We start from the raw sequence: 15,835 nt of genomic DNA on the forward strand, positions 1-15,835 counted from the left end.
AACTATGATCGATCTTGGCATTATTGGGGGCGGGCGGCCGGTTTAAGTGCTGGGCTTTACGCCACAAGAGGGGGGTTAAAGGAAGTTGTGCTTTTTGAGAAGGGCATGCCCGGAGGGCAGATCGTCCAAAGCAGCGAGATTGAGAACTACCCGGGAGTTAAAGAGATTCTAAGTGGCATGGATTTTATGCAGCCATGGCAGGAACAGTGCTTCCGCTTTGGTCTCAAGCATGAAATGGCTTCTGTGGTGCGTTTGAGTTGGCAAGGGGAATTCTATACAATTCATTTAGAAGATGGGCGTGCCCTAGAAGCCAAGAGCGTAATTTTAAGTACAGGGGGTCGCCCCAAAAAAGCGGGCATTAAGGGTGAGGAAGAATTTTGGGGCAGGGGGGTTAGCACCTGTGCTACTTGTGATGGTTTCTTTTATAAAAATAAGGAAGTGGCTGTTTTGGGGGGCGGGGACACGGCTTTGGAGGAGGCAATCTACTTGACTAAAATGTGTAGCAAGGTGTATTTGATCCATCGGCGCACGCATTTTCGGGCTGCGCCTATCACCATTGAGCACGCCAAGAATAACCCCAAGATTGAGTTCTTGACCCCGGCTCTTGTAGAAGAGATTCAAGGCGATGCGGGCGGTGTAAACGCCCTTGTGATCAAACACATCGAGAGCGGTGTGTTGCAAACACTCCAAGTACCCGCCATTTTTATTTTTGTGGGCTATGAAGTCAATAATGAAGTCTTAAAACAAGAGGATGGGCGCATGCTCTGTGCTTGCGATGCCTATGGTTCTGTTGTGGTAGATCTGTCCATGCGAACCAATTTAAAGGGTTTGTTTGCTGCTGGGGATGTGCGAATTCAAGCCCCTAAACAAGTGGTCTGTGCGGCTGGAGATGGGGCTACCGCTGCGCTTTCGGCCATCGCCTACTTGGACGCGCACCCCTAATGCTAAACATCGGCATCTTTGGAGCAAGCGGCAGAATGGGGCGTTTGCTGGTGCAAGAGACTAAAAAACATCCCGACCTATGCCTTTCTAGCGTCTTTGTGCGCAGAAGTCTAAGCCCCTCTCTTATTCAAATCCTCCCTGAGAACACCTTTGTTACGAATGATTTGGAACAATTCTTAACCCATTGCGCGCTGGTGATTGACTTTTCCTTGCCCCAAGCACTGGCTTCTCTGTTGACCGCATTGCGCAAACATCCTCTGCCCCTGGTCTGTGGTACAACGGGTTTAAGCGCACCCGTGTGGGGAGATTTGCAGGAGTTGAGTCAACATGCCCCCGTCCTACATTCTTCTAACATGTCTTTGGGCATGGCAGTGTTGCTTAAAATTGTCTCTGTGATTGCTAAAGATTTAAAACATGCAGACATTGAGATCGTAGAAACCCACCACCGCTATAAAAAGGACGCGCCCAGTGGGACTGCGTTGACTCTAGGGCAGGCATGCGCGCTAGCTAGGGGCTGGGATTTTGAGAAAGTCCGCACAACCCACAGAGACACCCCGCGTCAAGAAAAAGAAATCGGATTGGCTAGCTTGCGCGGGGGTAATGTGGTGGGCAAACACACTGTGGGTTTTTACTTAGATGGGGAATATTTAGAGGTGGAGCATGTGGTAAGCGAGCGCGATATCTTTGCTAAGGGCGCGTTGCAGGTGGCTAAATGGCTTGTTCTCCAGCCTCCGGGCTTTTATGGGGTAGAAAATCTCTACCATTGAAGAGGGGTTGCCTTGTTGTTCTATGCGCTAGCGCGTTTGGCCAAGAGTCCGTGGAATGCCTTCCTCCAGCCCTTGGCGCAAAACGCGGCATTTGCTAATCTCAATGAGAATTATAAGCAAGCCCTAACCCAAGCCCAACAGCGGCACAAACTTGTCTTTCCCTTCCCTCATGCTCTTTTTAAGGCTTTTGAAGCCACCTCTCTAGAGACGTTGCACACGGTTTTACTAGGGCAAGACCCCTACCATGGCATCTTTAAGTACCACCAATGTACATACCCACTGGCGATGGGTTTGAGTTTTAGCGTCCCTGATCACGCTCCTATTCCTAAGAGTTTGCAAAATATTTATCAAGAATTGTACCAGAGTTTAGGTATCCCCAAACCCACGCATGGCAATCTGGAAGGCTGGGCCAAACAGGGGGTATTATTACTAAATGCGCTCTTAAGCGTGGAACAAGAACGTCCCAAATCGCATGCCCATCTAGGTTGGGAACACTTTACAGATGGGGTTTTGACTCAACTATCCCAGTTAGAACGCCCGTTAGTCTTTATTTTCTTGGGCAAAGTGGCTCAAGAAAAGCGCAAATACCTAGTGGAAAACCCGCAACACCTGATCCTATGCGCCCCTCATCCCAGCCCCTTGGCCCAGCACAGACCTCCCTTTTTTCTAGGAAGTGGGGTTTTTGCCAAAGCGCAAGCGTTCTTACAAGAACATGGAATCCCCATGCAATGGGACTTGACATCAAAGTGAGATGATAGTAGAATGGGTGGTTTTTGTGTGCGGAAGAAGGAGTTGCCGCCCCCAAGCGGGGGCTTGCAACAATTAGTCTTGGTTGTTGCTGTTGTTGCTGTTATTGCTATTGTTGTTGTTGCGATTGCTGCTGTTGCTGTTGCTGCTGTTATTGTTCCTGTTGCTGCTGTTGCTGTTGCTGCTGTTGCTCATAGCTTTACTCCTTTCGTGTATTTGAAAGCCTTGCGACTCCCATGCCCGTAATATAGCATGTCCGCTGTTTACTTAAGTAAACAGGTGCATTGAACGCCCAGTCTCTTCTAGTTGCCATTAGGCTATTATATCCCTTTTCCAACGCCATTCAATGTAACGTTTAAGCCATACCACCCATTTTCCAACCACATTACATTTTCCCAAATTCCCGATGGCAAAGTGCGTACCCAAAGAACAGATCACTCCCTTGGGGGTAAAGCTAAAGGGTTTTGTGGGGGGTTTACGTGCGCTAATTTGGCTAAATTCTTGACCTAAATAACGCCCCATTTGGCTAGCCAGCTGGGCACTAGGGGGGTAGAATTTTCCCTCTGAGTCTTTGAGTGCGGCGCAGTCCCCCACAACAAAGACCCCGCGTCCGGGCATTTCTACGGGTTCCAAGAAAGCATTGACTTCTACCCTAGCCCGTACACTTTTGAAAAATGTAGAATTTTCAATGACTGGGTTGCCGCGCACCCCGCAGGTCCAAAAGAGAAAATCCGCTAAAATTTCTTGGGTTACACCCCCTTGTTCCACCAAAACACGATCGCTCTGGCATGCCAGGATTTTAGCCCCTAAGACTAGCTGAACCCCTTTTTTTTGTAGGTAATCTACTCCCCTTTGGGCCAGCTGTGGCGCAAACATGGGCAAAATAGCGGGCATGGCTTCTATGCAAGTGAGTTTATAGGTTTTAGGGGTGCATAAGCTTTTCAGCGTGTCGTTCAAAGCCCCTACAAGCTCAATCCCGCTAAACCCTCCCCCACACACCACCACACTAAAGGGGCGCTCCTGTTTAAAATCTACAATGGCTTGTAATAAAGCTTGGTGGCTAGCCTGTGCATTGGCAAAATTAGTCAGACTATGGGCGTGTTCTTCCACCCCGGGTACTCCAAAACTCTCGCTAGCAAAACCTAGCCCCACCACTAGATAATCATAGGGATATGTCCCTTGTGCGCCTAGCACGCTCTTATCTTGGATTTCTAGAACACAATCTTGAATGAAACGTACCTCATGGGGGATAATTTGGCTTAAGGGAATCGTATAAGACCCGGGTAAACCAGCCGCCACCTCGTGCAAAAGCACGCTAAAGTAGTGCAAGGGCGACTGAGAAATCAAGGTGATCTGGCAATTAGAGCGCACCGCTACACCCAGAGACTTTAAAAAGGCTAGGCTAGCATAGCCTGCCCCCAACACCACAAGGCGCATCACCACTTGATGGTAACAACGGGTTTAATGAAATTAGCCGGTTTGTCCTTCATCCATGCGAGGGCTTGGGCGATCTCTTCAAATTGCCCCTCTAGGTGGTGGGTGATGATGGGTTTGACATCAAGCTTTTTGGTTTGTAGTAGACGGGCAAGCTTTTCCATGCGATAACGCCCTCCAGGGGTCAAGCCCCCCTTAATCGTTTTATGCCCCATCCCCACATTCCAAGCCAAACGTGCGATGCGCAAATAATCTCCACTTCCAAAATAATTCACATTAGACACCACCCCCCCATTGATCAAGCACGCGCAAGCATCGCTTAGAACATCTGTGCCACCACCTGCAATCAAGATTTTATCTGCCCCTACGCCCTTGGTGATCTCTAAGATTTGATCGGCCATGGGTGCTTTGCTAAAGTCAATAAAATGCGTGGCTCCGTAGTGTTTGTGCGCCACTTCATATCTGAAAGGCACGCAATCCACGGCGTAAATCTCACTAGCCCCCATGAGATTTGCCCCCGCTAGAGCCATCAAGCCCACAGGTCCTAGCCCCACCACTGCCACGCGATCTCCAGGCTTGACATCCGCTTGCTCGGCGCAATGAAAACCAGTCGTGATCATATCGCTCAGCATCACTGCATCGCGCAAATCCACATCTTCAGGCAGGTGCCCTAAATTTCCATCGGCATGGTTGATATGGACTTGTTGGGCAAACACGCCATCCTTGAAATTAGAGAATTTCCAACCCGTGAGCGCGCCGCTCTCATGCATCGCATAACCTCTTTGCGCGCCCAAAGAGCTCCAATCAGGTGTGATGGCTGGGATAATCACCCTATCGCCCTCTTTGAAATCTTTGACCAAATGCCCTACCTGCAAGACCTCCCCTACCCCTTCATGCCCTAGAAACATATTAGAACGCTCTCCAATCCCGCCCTCATAGCAGGTGTGCAAATCAGAAGTACAAGGCGCAACAGCTATGGGCCGTACCAACGCGTCTAGAGGGCCGCATTCTAGCTTTTTGCGCTCTGGCACCACCATTTCTAAAGATTCCTTTTCAATAATGCCTACCTTCCCAATCCCTAGCATCGCAAAACCCTTAACCATTTAACACTCCTTTATTGAGATAAAATTTCACGCCGGTGAAAGCACTTAGGGACTTTCTTGCTCGCACACTTCGCAAGCATATAACCCCAAAAGTAAGAGTAACCAAGATATATAAATGTAAGACATCAAAAACCATAAAATAGAGATCGAACCATAGAGTTCGTGGTAGGTGCGGTTGTAGAGAACATAGTACACAAAACCCCATTTCATCACAGACCAACACACACTAGTGATCAAGCTCCATAACAAGGGATGGCGTTTGCGCTTGAAGACTTTATTCGTGGGTAAGAGAAATAAGATCAGAAAAAAGAGATAGGCACTTAACCAGCGTAATAAAACCAGTGCCCACGTGTTTTCTACCACAAGGCGCATTTTGACATTGATAAAAAGGATGATGGGCAATGCCACCAAAAACACTACTCCCGTCCCAAAACCCCAAAAGACAAAAATTTTTTTCCCTTTGAAGTTAAGATAGTCCCTAGGAGCGGCGTTGAGAATTTGCGAAGCGATGTAGCGGTAGTTCTCACAAAATAAGAAGAAGGCCAGCGCGATAAAGCTAATTTCTACAACCCCCAATGTGCGATCGTTACGCGCAAAAGATTTTAAGAAAAATTGGGTTACCTGAATAAAATCTGGACTATTAGGGAAGAAAAAAGTTCCAAATTCAAAGGCCTTAGAAAAGGGGCTTACAAAGATCAGCGCGATGAAGAGTAAGATGGGCGATAGGGATAGAATGGTGTAAAAACTCAACGAAGACGCGTAGTAGAAAATCCGCGCCATTTCATCCAAGCGTCTCTTGAGCTTAGGAGTGAGCAAATACGTACAGACATAGAAGAACCCTAGCAATGTTGCCCCAACGCGCGCCAATACCGCGCGCCACCTCTTCCACATCAATGGCAGGTTGTGGCGATGCCTAGTCCGTAACTTTTTAACATGTCTAAATCTTTGCTCGGAGTGTGCCCTTTTGTCGTTAGATAATCTCCTAGCACGATCGCATCTACCCCACAATCAAAGATTTCTTTCTGGCAGTCTTTAAACACGACCTCCCTGCCCCCCGCGATCATCAGGCGTGTCTTAGGCAAGAACTCTTTGGCTAAAACCAAACACTCTAGGGCTTCTTGCGGGTCTAAGACCTCTTGCTTGATGGGCAAGGCGGGATTGGGGATGAAGAAATTAATGGGTGTGGTGGCTGGAGTCAACGTTTGCAAGGCGCGCAACATCTCGATGCGCTCCGCATAAGTTTCGCCCAAGCCAAAGATTCCCCCACTGCACAACCCTAAACCTACCTCCAAGACATGTTCGCATGTTTCAAAGCGCTCTTGCCATGGGTGGGTGGAACAGATTTTAGGGAAAAAACTCTGCGCGCTCTCTAAATTATGGTTGTAGCTGTCAATACCATTATCTTTCAGAAACTGCAAAGATTCTTTATCTGCCCTGCCACAACATGCGATCAAATGTAACTCTGGCTCAGCGGCTTTGATGGCGCGCGCAAGCGTGGCAATATAATCGCATTTTTTACTATCTAAGCCCCGCCCAGAAGTAACTAAACAAAAGCCCAACGCTCCAAAGGAACGCCAGTGCCTGGCTTCTAGCACCACTTCTTGTGTTTTCTTGTATTTATAACGTTTGATCTTGCCTTGATGGTGTGCACTTTGCGTGCAATAGGCGCAATCCTCGCTGCAATCTCCACTGCTCACATTAGAAATAGAACACAGAAAAATCTCTTGCATACTGACCTTTCACAAGTGGCAAGAGAGCCAAAGAATCGAACTTTGCGGCACCTAGGACACCTAAGCACCCATTGGGTTTGAAGCCCAAGGCACGCACCAGCCATGCTCGCTCTCCGTCTAAGAGTATAGCAAACTCTTTACAATTTAAACTTTCAAATGCCTTTGACACACCGCCCACAATTTAGTGCTCAACGCGCTAGTGGGTAGGTCATTTAAAGCATGGACATCTACTAGCTCTAACCCCTGGGGTTGCAAATCCTCTAAATTGGCTTGATAGAGCATGGCATGTACGCGGTATTTGGTGTAGCTATGGCGTACACTCCCCAACAAGGGCAGGGTGATTAATTCTTGATTCTTCAAGAGTGGGAATTGGTATAGATGGGCGTATAACCCTTGCGTGGCGTAGCAAAGATAGAGTTTTCTTTTTTGTACACACAAACCGCAATGCAGATCCAAGGCGATGCTCACGCTTTTTTTGTATTGGGTGAATTTTTCTAGCGCGTCTTTACCCTGACAGGCAAAACTCAAGGGGCAGATAGCGCATTGGGGTTGCTTGGTACAGACAAGCGCGCCCAAATCAATGAGGGCTTGGTTGTGATCAAAGGGGTTTAGGGGGTTGACAAACGCATCGGCGCGCTCTTGCAAAATAGAGGCCAATTTAGCCCTTTGGGGCGTGATGGCAAACAAGCGCAACAACACCCTAGCCACATTGGCATCCACCACGCCCACTGCCTGCCTAAATCCAAAACACAGAATCGCCCGCGCGCTATATGCGCCTATGCCCGGTAGCGCGCGCAAGGCCGTGTAATCTTGGGGTAATTGCCCTCCATAGCGTTGGCAACAAATCTGTGCGCTCTGGTGTAGGTGCTTGGCGCGCGCGTAATAGCCAAGCCCCCTCCACAGGCATAGCACGCGCTCCAAAGGCGCGCAGGCTAGGGCGTGCAAAGTGGGAAAGGCCTTCAAAAATGGGGTAAAATACCTCTCCAACACCACGCTAATTTGGGTTTGTTGGGACATGATCTCAGAAATATAGATTTGATAGGGGGCGTTAGGGCCGCTAAGATGGCGGATGGGCATGTCTTTACGCCCATGTTGTGTATACCACTTTAGCAACGCCTCTTGGAGCCTTGCAAGGCTATGTGTGGTTGTGCAATCTGACATAGAGACGGTTCAATTCTCTAAAACACGCTAGGGAGCGCGCGCAATGGCCTTCTTCTCTAGCGATATTGCCCTGCGCGCTCAAAACTTGATCTTCTGCAATGAGAAAGGGCTCGATCACAAGATTAGCCACGCCGTGCAAATAGGGATTCTCCATGACCCAGTCTACGGGCATGACCCATTTGTGCTGGCTTATTTTTAAGAAAATAGCAGCCACTTTAGGGGTGATGCAATAGCCCTGTGTGCCACTCCCGCATGTGTTTTGCTTGATTTGTTGCACTTGAGAGAACGCCGTAGGGGTTTTTGTATAGGTGAACAAATGCATCAAACGCACCCACCCTAATGCCTCTATATGCTCCTGCAAATACGCCAGCCCCTCAAAAAAATGGGGTTGCAAATGGATGTCATCTTCTAGCACACAAATGGGCTCTTGCAAGGCCACGCAGTGTTGCCATAGGGTGTAGTGGCTCGCATAGCAACCCAACTCCCCCAAGCTCATCATCTTCCCCCTGAACTTGATCGCATAATAACATGCTTGCAACCATGTTTGATAGGTTTTAGGAAGCCCTATGAGCGGATTGGTGAAATAACTTTGCGCATGGGCGCGCACTAGGGAGTGTAACCCCTCCTTGCTCTTGGCATAGACCGCCTCAAAAATCTCTATATGGTGTTGATTTGTAGCGCGTAAAGCCTCTAGAAGTGGGGTAATATCGCGCTCGCGCAGGCCATGTTGGCTACAAGTGCTTTGGCATAGATGGATGATGAAAATGCGCACTAGAGCAACTCCTCTACAAGCTTGTCTAAAGTGGCCAAAATACTCAGGGCATAAATGCAAAGCAATAAGATTTTATGGACTCTCTCATTGGCTAACAAGATGAGTTTAATCCCTATGCCCACCCCCATTAGCGCGCCCAATCCCGTGATAGAACCCGCTTGGAGCGCGCGATCATCTAGCACACCGGAGTGATACAGAGCAATGACCCCTGAGAGAGAAGAGAAGATCACAAAGAAAAGCCCCAAGGGGACGATCTTTTGGGTGTCGTATTTTAAAAAGTAGCCCAAGAAGGGCACCATTAAAATCCCCCCGCCCATGCCAAGAGGGATGGAAAAAATGCCCGTGATCAAGCCCGCTAGGGCTAAAATGGCATGGGTCTTGTTCAAATGCCAGCGCATAATGGGGATTTTCAAGGGGGCTCTTTGGGCATGCATCTGAAAGTGGGCGTTCTGATAATGCGCGCTCTTGGGTCCAAAGGCGTATTTGACAAAGGTGTAGCACACCACGATGACAAAAAGCCCCATCAAGAGGCGATCGTCTATGAATTTGAGCAAAAAGCTCCCCAAGATCGCGCCCACCAGCCCCCCGCCCGCTGCAAAAACCCCCTCTTTGAGGTCTAACAAGCCCTTTTTGTAATTGATGAGCGAGCCTATTAGCGAAGAAAAGAGCATTTGGGCAAGCGAAATCCCTACGGCATGGCTATAGCTAAAGCCCGCAAAAATGGCCGCAGGCACCACGATCTCGCCCCCACCAATGCCAAAAAACCCCGCGGTGATCCCGGTGATAAACCCCACCGCGCCTAAAACGAGCGTTTCCGTGTTTTCAAGCATCATAACCACATATTAATACATAACACAATTTTCACAGTACTGGTAACCCCCCCTATCGTATTAACCCCCAAGACAAAGCCCCCCAAAAGAGGGGGATCTAGCTACCTGCGGATTTCCCTGCGATCGCGTCCTTTGGGTTCAACACCCGCTGGAATATCTCTGTATTCTAGACCTTCGCGTGCGTGTGTGCGCCCATCATGTGCAAAACCTTCCACGGAGGGAACACCCATCATAGGAGGCATAAACCCTTGTGGTACACACACCATGCCCGGTTGCCCCCACATCATTGTAGGACAACCTCCCATGAACATGGGTTGTGCCATGTTAGGGTACATATGCCCCATTTGGGGGATGCACATGCCCATCATCATGCTCGGATGCATGCCTCCCATTGGATAACTACCCATCATGGGAAATACAGCCTGCATGCCTGGCATCGCCCCTCTAGCAAACCCATCCATTTCAAAGCGGCGATCGCGCGCTTGTGGGTATTCCCTTTCCCTAGGGCTAATAGAAGTACACAAAGCGATGATAGCACCCCTAATACCCTCTGTGCTCTCCACGCTAATGGGAAAAGCAATGCGCAAAACTTCCTCTCTCCCGTCTAAAATATAGGCGATCTCAATGCCCTCTAAAGTCGCGTTCCTCAAAGAAACATTGCGCGCCCCTTCAATACGCCCATACCTAGCCAGCAGAGCTTCCATATCCCTGACATGGTGTCTATTCATGTGATCTAAAATGACTTGTGTTTCCACTTCTCGTCCTTATGTTAAAGATTTCTGTAACACCGGCGTTACACCCTCTATTATAGCAATAGAAAGACAATAGCAGATTATTCGGGCGCAAAACTTGCCAATATGAGTGCCTTAAAACGCTCCCCAAACCCGTTAGGGTCTACAAGCGCGCGCGCTTTAAAAGCTTCCCTTTGATAAGTTGTAAAGGGCATGTGTTTTTCAAAGAGTTCTAGAAGTTTGGGCAAACCCATGTAAATGAGAGCTTTAGTCTGAGTGCCATAAAAGAGGGATCGCGCCCCTTGTTGGGCAAATAAACTCTCTAGGGATTTAAAATCCACATCATAAGTCAGATCCGTACGTTGGTAGAGGGCGGCTAAATTCTCTACAATATCCGTAAAATCCAAGACTCTATGTTGCCAGTAAGCCCTCAGATCAACGCCATCGCGTTTGCCATATTGCCCATAATCAAAACTTATAACAACCCATTTAGGCGCGCGCGCTAAAACCTGCGCTAAACCTTTGACATAGTCTTGCCATAGGGGCATACAACCTTGTTCTAAGGGGGTATCGCGCCACAGAGGGGTGAAATCCGTATCTACATAGAGCATTTTGCCCCCTTGGACGACCTCGCATGGAAAACTATCCCAAAGCTCATTACAATAAATAAATAAACTCGCGTCTGTGGGGAGTTCTAGAGGGGAAGAAACGCACTGGAGTTTGACCCCCCTTTGGGCTAAGTAGGCTTGTTGCAAGGTACGCAAAGGCACTAAGGGTTCTAGGCTAAAACACTGCACATGTTCTAACACCCCATTAGAGAGGGCGCGTAAAAAAGAAAAGACATCGCCCAAGAGTTGCCCCCCATGCGCGCCGATTTCCACAATATTTAAGGGGAGGGTGAGTTGCCCCTTTTCTAACAAATCCAATAGATAAAAGGCCAAGCTCCCCCCAAAAAATGTACTCGCGCTCACGGCTGTATAAAAATCCCCACCCTTCCCAATGCGCGCGCGCGTGTAATAACCTCCATGCCCATAGAGCCAGCCAAACATCAACGCGCTAAAAGGTTTTGAATTGTCAAAAGATGAGGATTGTTTCATGAATCGATTTGGTTGCGGGAGATGGATTTGAACCACCGACCTTTGGGTTATGAGCCCAACGAGCTACCGGACTGCTCTATCCCGCGTCATGGCTGGGGCACAAGGATTCGAACCTCGGAATGGCAGGACCAAAACCTGCTGCCTTACCACTTGGCTATACCCCAACAAAAGCTTAATTATACTCTAATCTTGAGTCAATGTCAAGGCAGTAGCGATAATAGGCCGCACACGCGCCCTCAGAGCTGACCATGCACGCGCCTATGGGGTGGGTGGGGGTACAAGTTTTATTGAAGAGCGCACAATCCAAAGGTTTGGCCACCCCTCTTAGAATGTCCCCACACAGGCAAGCATGGGCATCTTGATGCGCGCGTTGTGGTAAGTATTTGGCAAAGACCACCTCCGCGTCTAAATCTTGGTATTGCGGGCGTACTTGCATTCCTGAATGCGCGATTTCCCCCAACCCGCGCCACTCAAAGCTAGGGCGCACCTGCATTGTTTCTTCTACCAACGCTTGAGCCTTGACATTGCCCTGCATATCCACCGCGCGGGTGTATTGAATTTCTAAGCGCGCTTCTTGTTGGTACACCTGCTGGAGGATGCGCAAAATACTCTCCAGCATGTCCACTGGTTCGAACCCGGCAACCACAATGGGGATTTTAAAATCGCGCACTAGGGGTTGATAAATGCGCGCCCCGGTGATCACACTCACATGCGCGGGCGCAATGAGGGCGTGGATTGAAGAATCGCGCAACACGGCGCGCACACTGGGAGGCACGAGAACATGGTTAACATGTATAAAAAGATTGTTCAGCTTCTTTTCCCTAGCTTTTAAGATCAGACTCGCGCTCATGGGTGTGGTGGTTTCAAAGCCGATGGCAAAGTAAATCACCTGTTTGTTAGGATTTGCCCCAGCGATTTCAAGGGCTTGTAGGGGGCTGTAGACAAAGCGCACGGCCTTTCCTTGCGCGCGCAAATCTTGTAAACTCCCACTGCTCCCTGGAACACGCAACAGATCCGCTAGAGTGAGCAGGATGGTATCAGGCATGCCAGCTAAAGCTAGGGCGTGATCAATGCGCAATTTAGGCATCACGCACACGGGGCAACCAGGGCCATGCACAAAGCGTAAACGCGCGTCCAGTAAAGAGAGCAAGCCATAACGCATAAGCACATGGGTGTGCCCCCCACACACTTCCATGATGGATAGAGGAAGTCTTGAAGCAGGCAGTTGAGAAATTAGGGTGTTGATCTGCTTGGCAAACCCAAGGATTATTTCTTTTTGTCTAAAGATTTCAAACATCCACGCCTTCAATCATCTGGGCATAGAGTTTCAAGGATTCTAGAGCGTCCTGTTTGTCAATCTTGCCCATCACAAAACCCACATGCAAGAGCACGAAATCCCCGACATGCACCTCTTCGTGCATCAGATCCAAACTCGCCTCTCTTTGTACGCCCATTGTCTCTAGCACCGCCATATTGCCCTTAATTGCGATCACTTTAGAAGGGATGGCTAAACACAAAAGACACCTCTAAAACACATGGGCAGATTGGTAGTTGCGCGCCCTATTTTCTGCCAAGAAATCCTTAAAGGCACGCAGACTATGCGTATCTTTATGGCTAAGGGTAAAAATAGGCGTGTCGGGTTTGAGCCTATCCATGTCCTCTTGCACCTGAGAGAGGCGGAAGTTGAAGACTTCCATCAAATCTGCCTTGCTCACCACCACCGCGTCCGCGCACAAAAACATAGTGGGGTATTTAAGCACCTTATCATCGCCCTCCGGGGTGGAGAGCATGACAATATTCATCGCCGCTCCCAAGTTATAGCTAGAAGGGCAAACCAAATTGCCCACATTTTCAATCACAAGATAATCGCTCTCTTGCAACGCGCCCTTGCTTTGCAAAATGTCATAAGCTCCCTCAATCATGGCCGCTTCTAAGTGGCAGGCTTCACCTGTGGTGATCTGCTGGGCCTGCACCCCTTTTTTGAGCAGTCTATCTGCATCGCGATTAGTTTGCAAGTCCCCCTCAATGACGCAAAACTTAAAATCTTCAAAACCGGCCAGATTTTCCAAGAGCGTGGTTTTACCACTGCCTGGAGAACTCATGAAATTGAGCACATATAGCCCATCGGCTTGGTAGCGTTTTTTCATCTCCAAGGCTTTTAAGTCGTTCTTGCTCAAAATCCTTTCCACGACTCGCACATCCTTTTGACTCAAGTTAGGATTGTTCTGTAGAGATTGGGTTCGTGTAGATACTTTTTCTTGCATGCACTCTCCTTAAGCGTAATATTAAAGGGCTATGCTAACATAAAAGGTTTAACACCATTACATCCACTCTAAGATTTTAGACACTTCTGTAACCGCGTAGCAGATGATGGGCGTGGAGAGGGCGGGCTTTTTAGGCACAATGGCTTTTAAAAAGCCGTAATTTTCCATTTCTTTAATGCGCATGTTGATGTCTGGCACTTCTTGTACAGAACCAGTTAAGCTCACCTCTCCGATGAAGGCGGTTTTATTGCTAATGGGGCGCTCTCGCAAACTAGAGAGAATGCTCGCCACGACCGCCAAGTCCGCACTCGTCTCGCTAATTTTAATCCCTCCTGAAACATTGATAAAGACATCGTAGCGATTCAAAGGGATTTCTAATTTCTTTTCTAATAGAGCTAAAAGCATGTGTAGACGATTGGTATCAAAGCTGGTGGCTAGACGTTTGGGATTGTGCAAATTGCTTTCGCACACCAAAGCTTGAATCTCTAAGATCAAGGCTCTAGACCCCTCCAAGACTACACTTAACGCGCTTCCTGCCAAACTTTCTTTTTGGGAGAAAAAGAGTTTTGAAGCCTCCTTAGCGCTCACCAAACCCTCATGACGCATTTCAAAAATCCCCACCTCGCTAGTGGCCCCAAAGCGATTTTTAAAACTGCGTAAAATGCGCAATTCTTTACTAGGATCGCCCTCAAAGTACAGCACACTATCTACCATGTGCTCTAACACTCTAGGGCCTGCAATAGACCCCTCTTTGGTGATGTGTCCGATGATAAAAATGGCGAGCTGTTTGGCTTTGGCCAAACGCATGAGCTCAAAAGTGCTTTCGCGCACCTGTGAGATAGACCCCGGAGCCGCCCCGATATGATTAGAATAGAGGGTTTGAATCGAGTCAATCACGCATAAACTATAGCTTTGATCGCCCAAATGGGCTTTGATTTGTTCTAAATCGATGCTATTGAGTACAAACAAATGATCTTGCAAACAACCCAAGCGCGCGGCACGCAAATAAATTTGCCCCGCGCTCTCTTCCCCACTCACATACAACACTCGCTTACCCTCTTTAGCCAATCCTCCTGCGACTTTTAAAAGCAAAGTGGACTTTCCCACTCCCGGACTGCCCCCCACTAAATACAAGCCCCCGGGCACAACCCCCCCTCCCAAGACAATATCTAATTCTCTTTGTGTGGAACTAAAATAGTAGATATTTTCATGGGCAACTTGGGTGATGGGCACTAAGGCACTTTGGGACGCGCTAGGAATTTCTTTGGTTTGTACCATCGAGCGCACTTCTATAAAACTTTCCCAACTCTGGCAATTGCTACACCTGCCCAGCCATTTAGGGCTGCTAAACCCGCAATGTTGGCACTCAAAGACGCGCGCGCGTTTAGCCATAGATGGCATCTAGTAAATTTTTCACGTAAGCCTGTTCGTCAAAGGGCACTAAATCTGCAGCCTTCTCCCCCAAACCCAAGTGAATGATGGGCAATTGCAATTCATAGAGAATACTCAGAATACACCCCCCTTTACTTGTACCATCTAATTTAGTTACGATCACACCATCCAATTGCAAGCTCTCATGAAACACTCTGGCTTGCTCTAGGGCTGCGCTGCCCTGCGTGCCATCCAAGATTAAGAACTTATAGTAGGGCGCACCATCGAGGGCCTTACTACAAACCTTGCTGATTTTTATCAATTCGTTTTTGAGATTGGTTTGGTTGTGTAACCGCCCGGCTGTGTCAATGAGGATACGATCCACCCCGCGCGCAAGCCCCGCTTGAATCGTGTTATAGGCCAGCGCGCTAGGGTCGCTACCAGGGGCTGCGCTAATCACTTCTAAGCCTAATTTTTCCCCCCATAATTGCAATTGTTTGGTGGCTGCCGCTCTAAAGGTGTCCCCCGCGCCTAAGATCACACTTTGCTTTTGCTCCAGGTACTGCTGGGCAAGTTTGGCAATGGTGGTGGTTTTGCCTGCGCCATTGACACCCACGATCAACTCCACAAGGGGTTTGCTTTCTATGCTTTTCAAGCTTACTTGATCGTAATAGCTCTCTTTACGTAAAAAACGCACTAAGGCGACTTCTAAATGGTTGCGTTTGACTTGTGCGGGCAAGTGTTCTAGCAAACTCTCCACCAAGTCGTATTGCACATCAAAGGCGATTAAAATCTCTTCTAACTCCTCTTTACCAAAGACAACATGCTTATTTTTCAGTAAAGAAGCGACATTCTCTATAGTCTTTTTGAAAAAATTGAACACCAC

The 15,835-nt window shown here is 48.4% G+C and carries 17 protein-coding genes, 3 tRNA genes and 1 pseudogene; 4 read left to right on the plus strand and 17 right to left on the minus strand.

What is annotated here, in order from left to right; all coding sequences use genetic code 11:
- Window positions 1-4 precede the first annotated feature (4 nt).
- The 4 genes and pseudogenes from trxB to EAO38_RS08820 all read left to right on the plus strand — a co-directional run bounded on the left by trxB (window position 5) and on the right by EAO38_RS08820 (window position 2,702).
- Window positions 5-942 (plus strand): annotated as a pseudogene (trxB, locus tag EAO38_RS00345) (thioredoxin-disulfide reductase).
- Window positions 942-1,709 (plus strand): 4-hydroxy-tetrahydrodipicolinate reductase, encoded by a 768-nt coding sequence (dapB, locus tag EAO38_RS00350; protein ID WP_121020273.1) that lies wholly within the window; start codon window positions 942-944, stop codon window positions 1,707-1,709. The pseudogene trxB and the gene dapB overlap by 1 nt, the downstream one beginning before the upstream one ends.
- A 12-nt stretch (window positions 1,710-1,721) precedes the next feature.
- The gene (ung, locus tag EAO38_RS00355) at window positions 1,722-2,459 is read left to right on the plus strand and encodes a uracil-DNA glycosylase (protein WP_121020274.1); all 738 of its coding nucleotides are present in this window, start codon (window positions 1,722-1,724) and stop codon (window positions 2,457-2,459) included.
- Between the two features lie 63 nt (window positions 2,460-2,522).
- Entirely contained in the window at window positions 2,523-2,702 is a 180-nt protein-coding gene (locus EAO38_RS08820) for a hypothetical protein (protein ID WP_162982638.1), read from the plus strand.
- A gap of 66 nt (window positions 2,703-2,768) precedes the next feature.
- Here EAO38_RS08820 and EAO38_RS00360 read toward each other — a convergent pair whose 3' ends face one another.
- The 17 genes from EAO38_RS00360 to ftsY all read right to left on the minus strand — a co-directional run bounded on the left by EAO38_RS00360 (window position 2,769) and on the right by ftsY (window position 15,832).
- The gene (locus EAO38_RS00360; protein ID WP_121020275.1) at window positions 2,769-3,893 is read right to left on the minus strand and encodes an NAD(P)/FAD-dependent oxidoreductase; all 1,125 of its coding nucleotides are present in this window, start codon (window positions 3,891-3,893) and stop codon (window positions 2,769-2,771) included.
- Window positions 3,893-4,993, minus strand: a complete 1,101-nt coding sequence (locus EAO38_RS00365; protein ID WP_121020276.1) for an NAD(P)-dependent alcohol dehydrogenase — start codon at window positions 4,991-4,993, stop codon at window positions 3,893-3,895. The genes EAO38_RS00360 and EAO38_RS00365 overlap by 1 nt, the downstream gene beginning before the upstream one ends.
- Window positions 4,994-5,038: 45 nt before the next feature.
- On the minus strand, window positions 5,039-5,884 hold the full coding sequence (locus tag EAO38_RS00370; protein ID WP_121020277.1) for a YihY family inner membrane protein: 846 nt from the start codon (window positions 5,882-5,884) through the stop codon (window positions 5,039-5,041).
- Window positions 5,884-6,723 (minus strand): biotin synthase, encoded by an 840-nt coding sequence (locus EAO38_RS00375; protein ID WP_121020278.1) that lies wholly within the window; start codon window positions 6,721-6,723, stop codon window positions 5,884-5,886. The genes EAO38_RS00370 and EAO38_RS00375 overlap by 1 nt, the downstream gene beginning before the upstream one ends.
- A 16-nt stretch (window positions 6,724-6,739) precedes the next feature.
- Window positions 6,740-6,837 (minus strand) — tRNA-Sec (locus EAO38_RS08825).
- A gap of 30 nt (window positions 6,838-6,867) precedes the next feature.
- Window positions 6,868-7,884, minus strand: coding sequence for an A/G-specific adenine glycosylase (locus EAO38_RS00380; RefSeq protein ID WP_205588308.1), 1,017 nt, complete (start codon window positions 7,882-7,884; stop codon window positions 6,868-6,870).
- Window positions 7,859-8,656, minus strand: a complete 798-nt coding sequence (locus tag EAO38_RS00385; RefSeq protein WP_162982639.1) for a glycosyltransferase family 25 protein — start codon at window positions 8,654-8,656, stop codon at window positions 7,859-7,861. Before EAO38_RS00385 ends, EAO38_RS00380 begins: the two co-directional genes overlap by 26 nt.
- Window positions 8,656-9,486, minus strand: a complete 831-nt coding sequence (locus EAO38_RS00390; RefSeq protein WP_121020280.1) for a sulfite exporter TauE/SafE family protein — start codon at window positions 9,484-9,486, stop codon at window positions 8,656-8,658. Before EAO38_RS00390 ends, EAO38_RS00385 begins: the two co-directional genes overlap by 1 nt.
- Window positions 9,487-9,587: 101 nt before the next feature.
- Window positions 9,588-10,241, minus strand: a complete 654-nt coding sequence (locus tag EAO38_RS00395; RefSeq protein WP_121020281.1) for a DUF2470 domain-containing protein — start codon at window positions 10,239-10,241, stop codon at window positions 9,588-9,590.
- A gap of 77 nt (window positions 10,242-10,318) precedes the next feature.
- The gene (locus tag EAO38_RS00400) at window positions 10,319-11,314 is read right to left on the minus strand and encodes an SAM-dependent methyltransferase (RefSeq protein WP_205588309.1); all 996 of its coding nucleotides are present in this window, start codon (window positions 11,312-11,314) and stop codon (window positions 10,319-10,321) included.
- A 9-nt stretch (window positions 11,315-11,323) separates the two neighbouring features.
- Window positions 11,324-11,400 (minus strand) — tRNA-Met (locus tag EAO38_RS00405).
- Window positions 11,401-11,403: 3 nt separating this feature from the next.
- A tRNA-Gln gene (locus tag EAO38_RS00410) sits at window positions 11,404-11,478 on the minus strand.
- Between the two features lie 8 nt (window positions 11,479-11,486).
- Window positions 11,487-12,611, minus strand: a complete 1,125-nt coding sequence (gene hypD, locus EAO38_RS00415; protein WP_121020283.1) for a hydrogenase formation protein HypD — start codon at window positions 12,609-12,611, stop codon at window positions 11,487-11,489.
- Window positions 12,604-12,831, minus strand: a complete 228-nt coding sequence (locus EAO38_RS00420) for a HypC/HybG/HupF family hydrogenase formation chaperone (RefSeq protein WP_121020284.1) — start codon at window positions 12,829-12,831, stop codon at window positions 12,604-12,606. The genes hypD and EAO38_RS00420 overlap by 8 nt, the downstream gene beginning before the upstream one ends.
- A 9-nt stretch (window positions 12,832-12,840) precedes the next feature.
- Entirely contained in the window at window positions 12,841-13,578 is a 738-nt protein-coding gene (gene hypB / locus EAO38_RS00425) for a hydrogenase nickel incorporation protein HypB (protein ID WP_121020285.1), read from the minus strand.
- 57 nt (window positions 13,579-13,635) lie between these two features.
- Window positions 13,636-14,970, minus strand: coding sequence for a DNA repair protein RadA (radA, locus tag EAO38_RS00430; protein WP_121020286.1), 1,335 nt, complete (start codon window positions 14,968-14,970; stop codon window positions 13,636-13,638).
- Window positions 14,963-15,832 (minus strand): signal recognition particle-docking protein FtsY, encoded by an 870-nt coding sequence (gene ftsY, locus EAO38_RS00435; protein ID WP_205588310.1) that lies wholly within the window; start codon window positions 15,830-15,832, stop codon window positions 14,963-14,965. Before ftsY ends, radA begins: the two co-directional genes overlap by 8 nt.
- Window positions 15,833-15,835: the final 3 nt, after the last annotated feature.

This window comes from Helicobacter vulpis (assembly GCF_003660395.1).
GTDB classification, from domain to species: Bacteria; Campylobacterota; Campylobacteria; order Campylobacterales; family Helicobacteraceae; genus Helicobacter; species Helicobacter vulpis.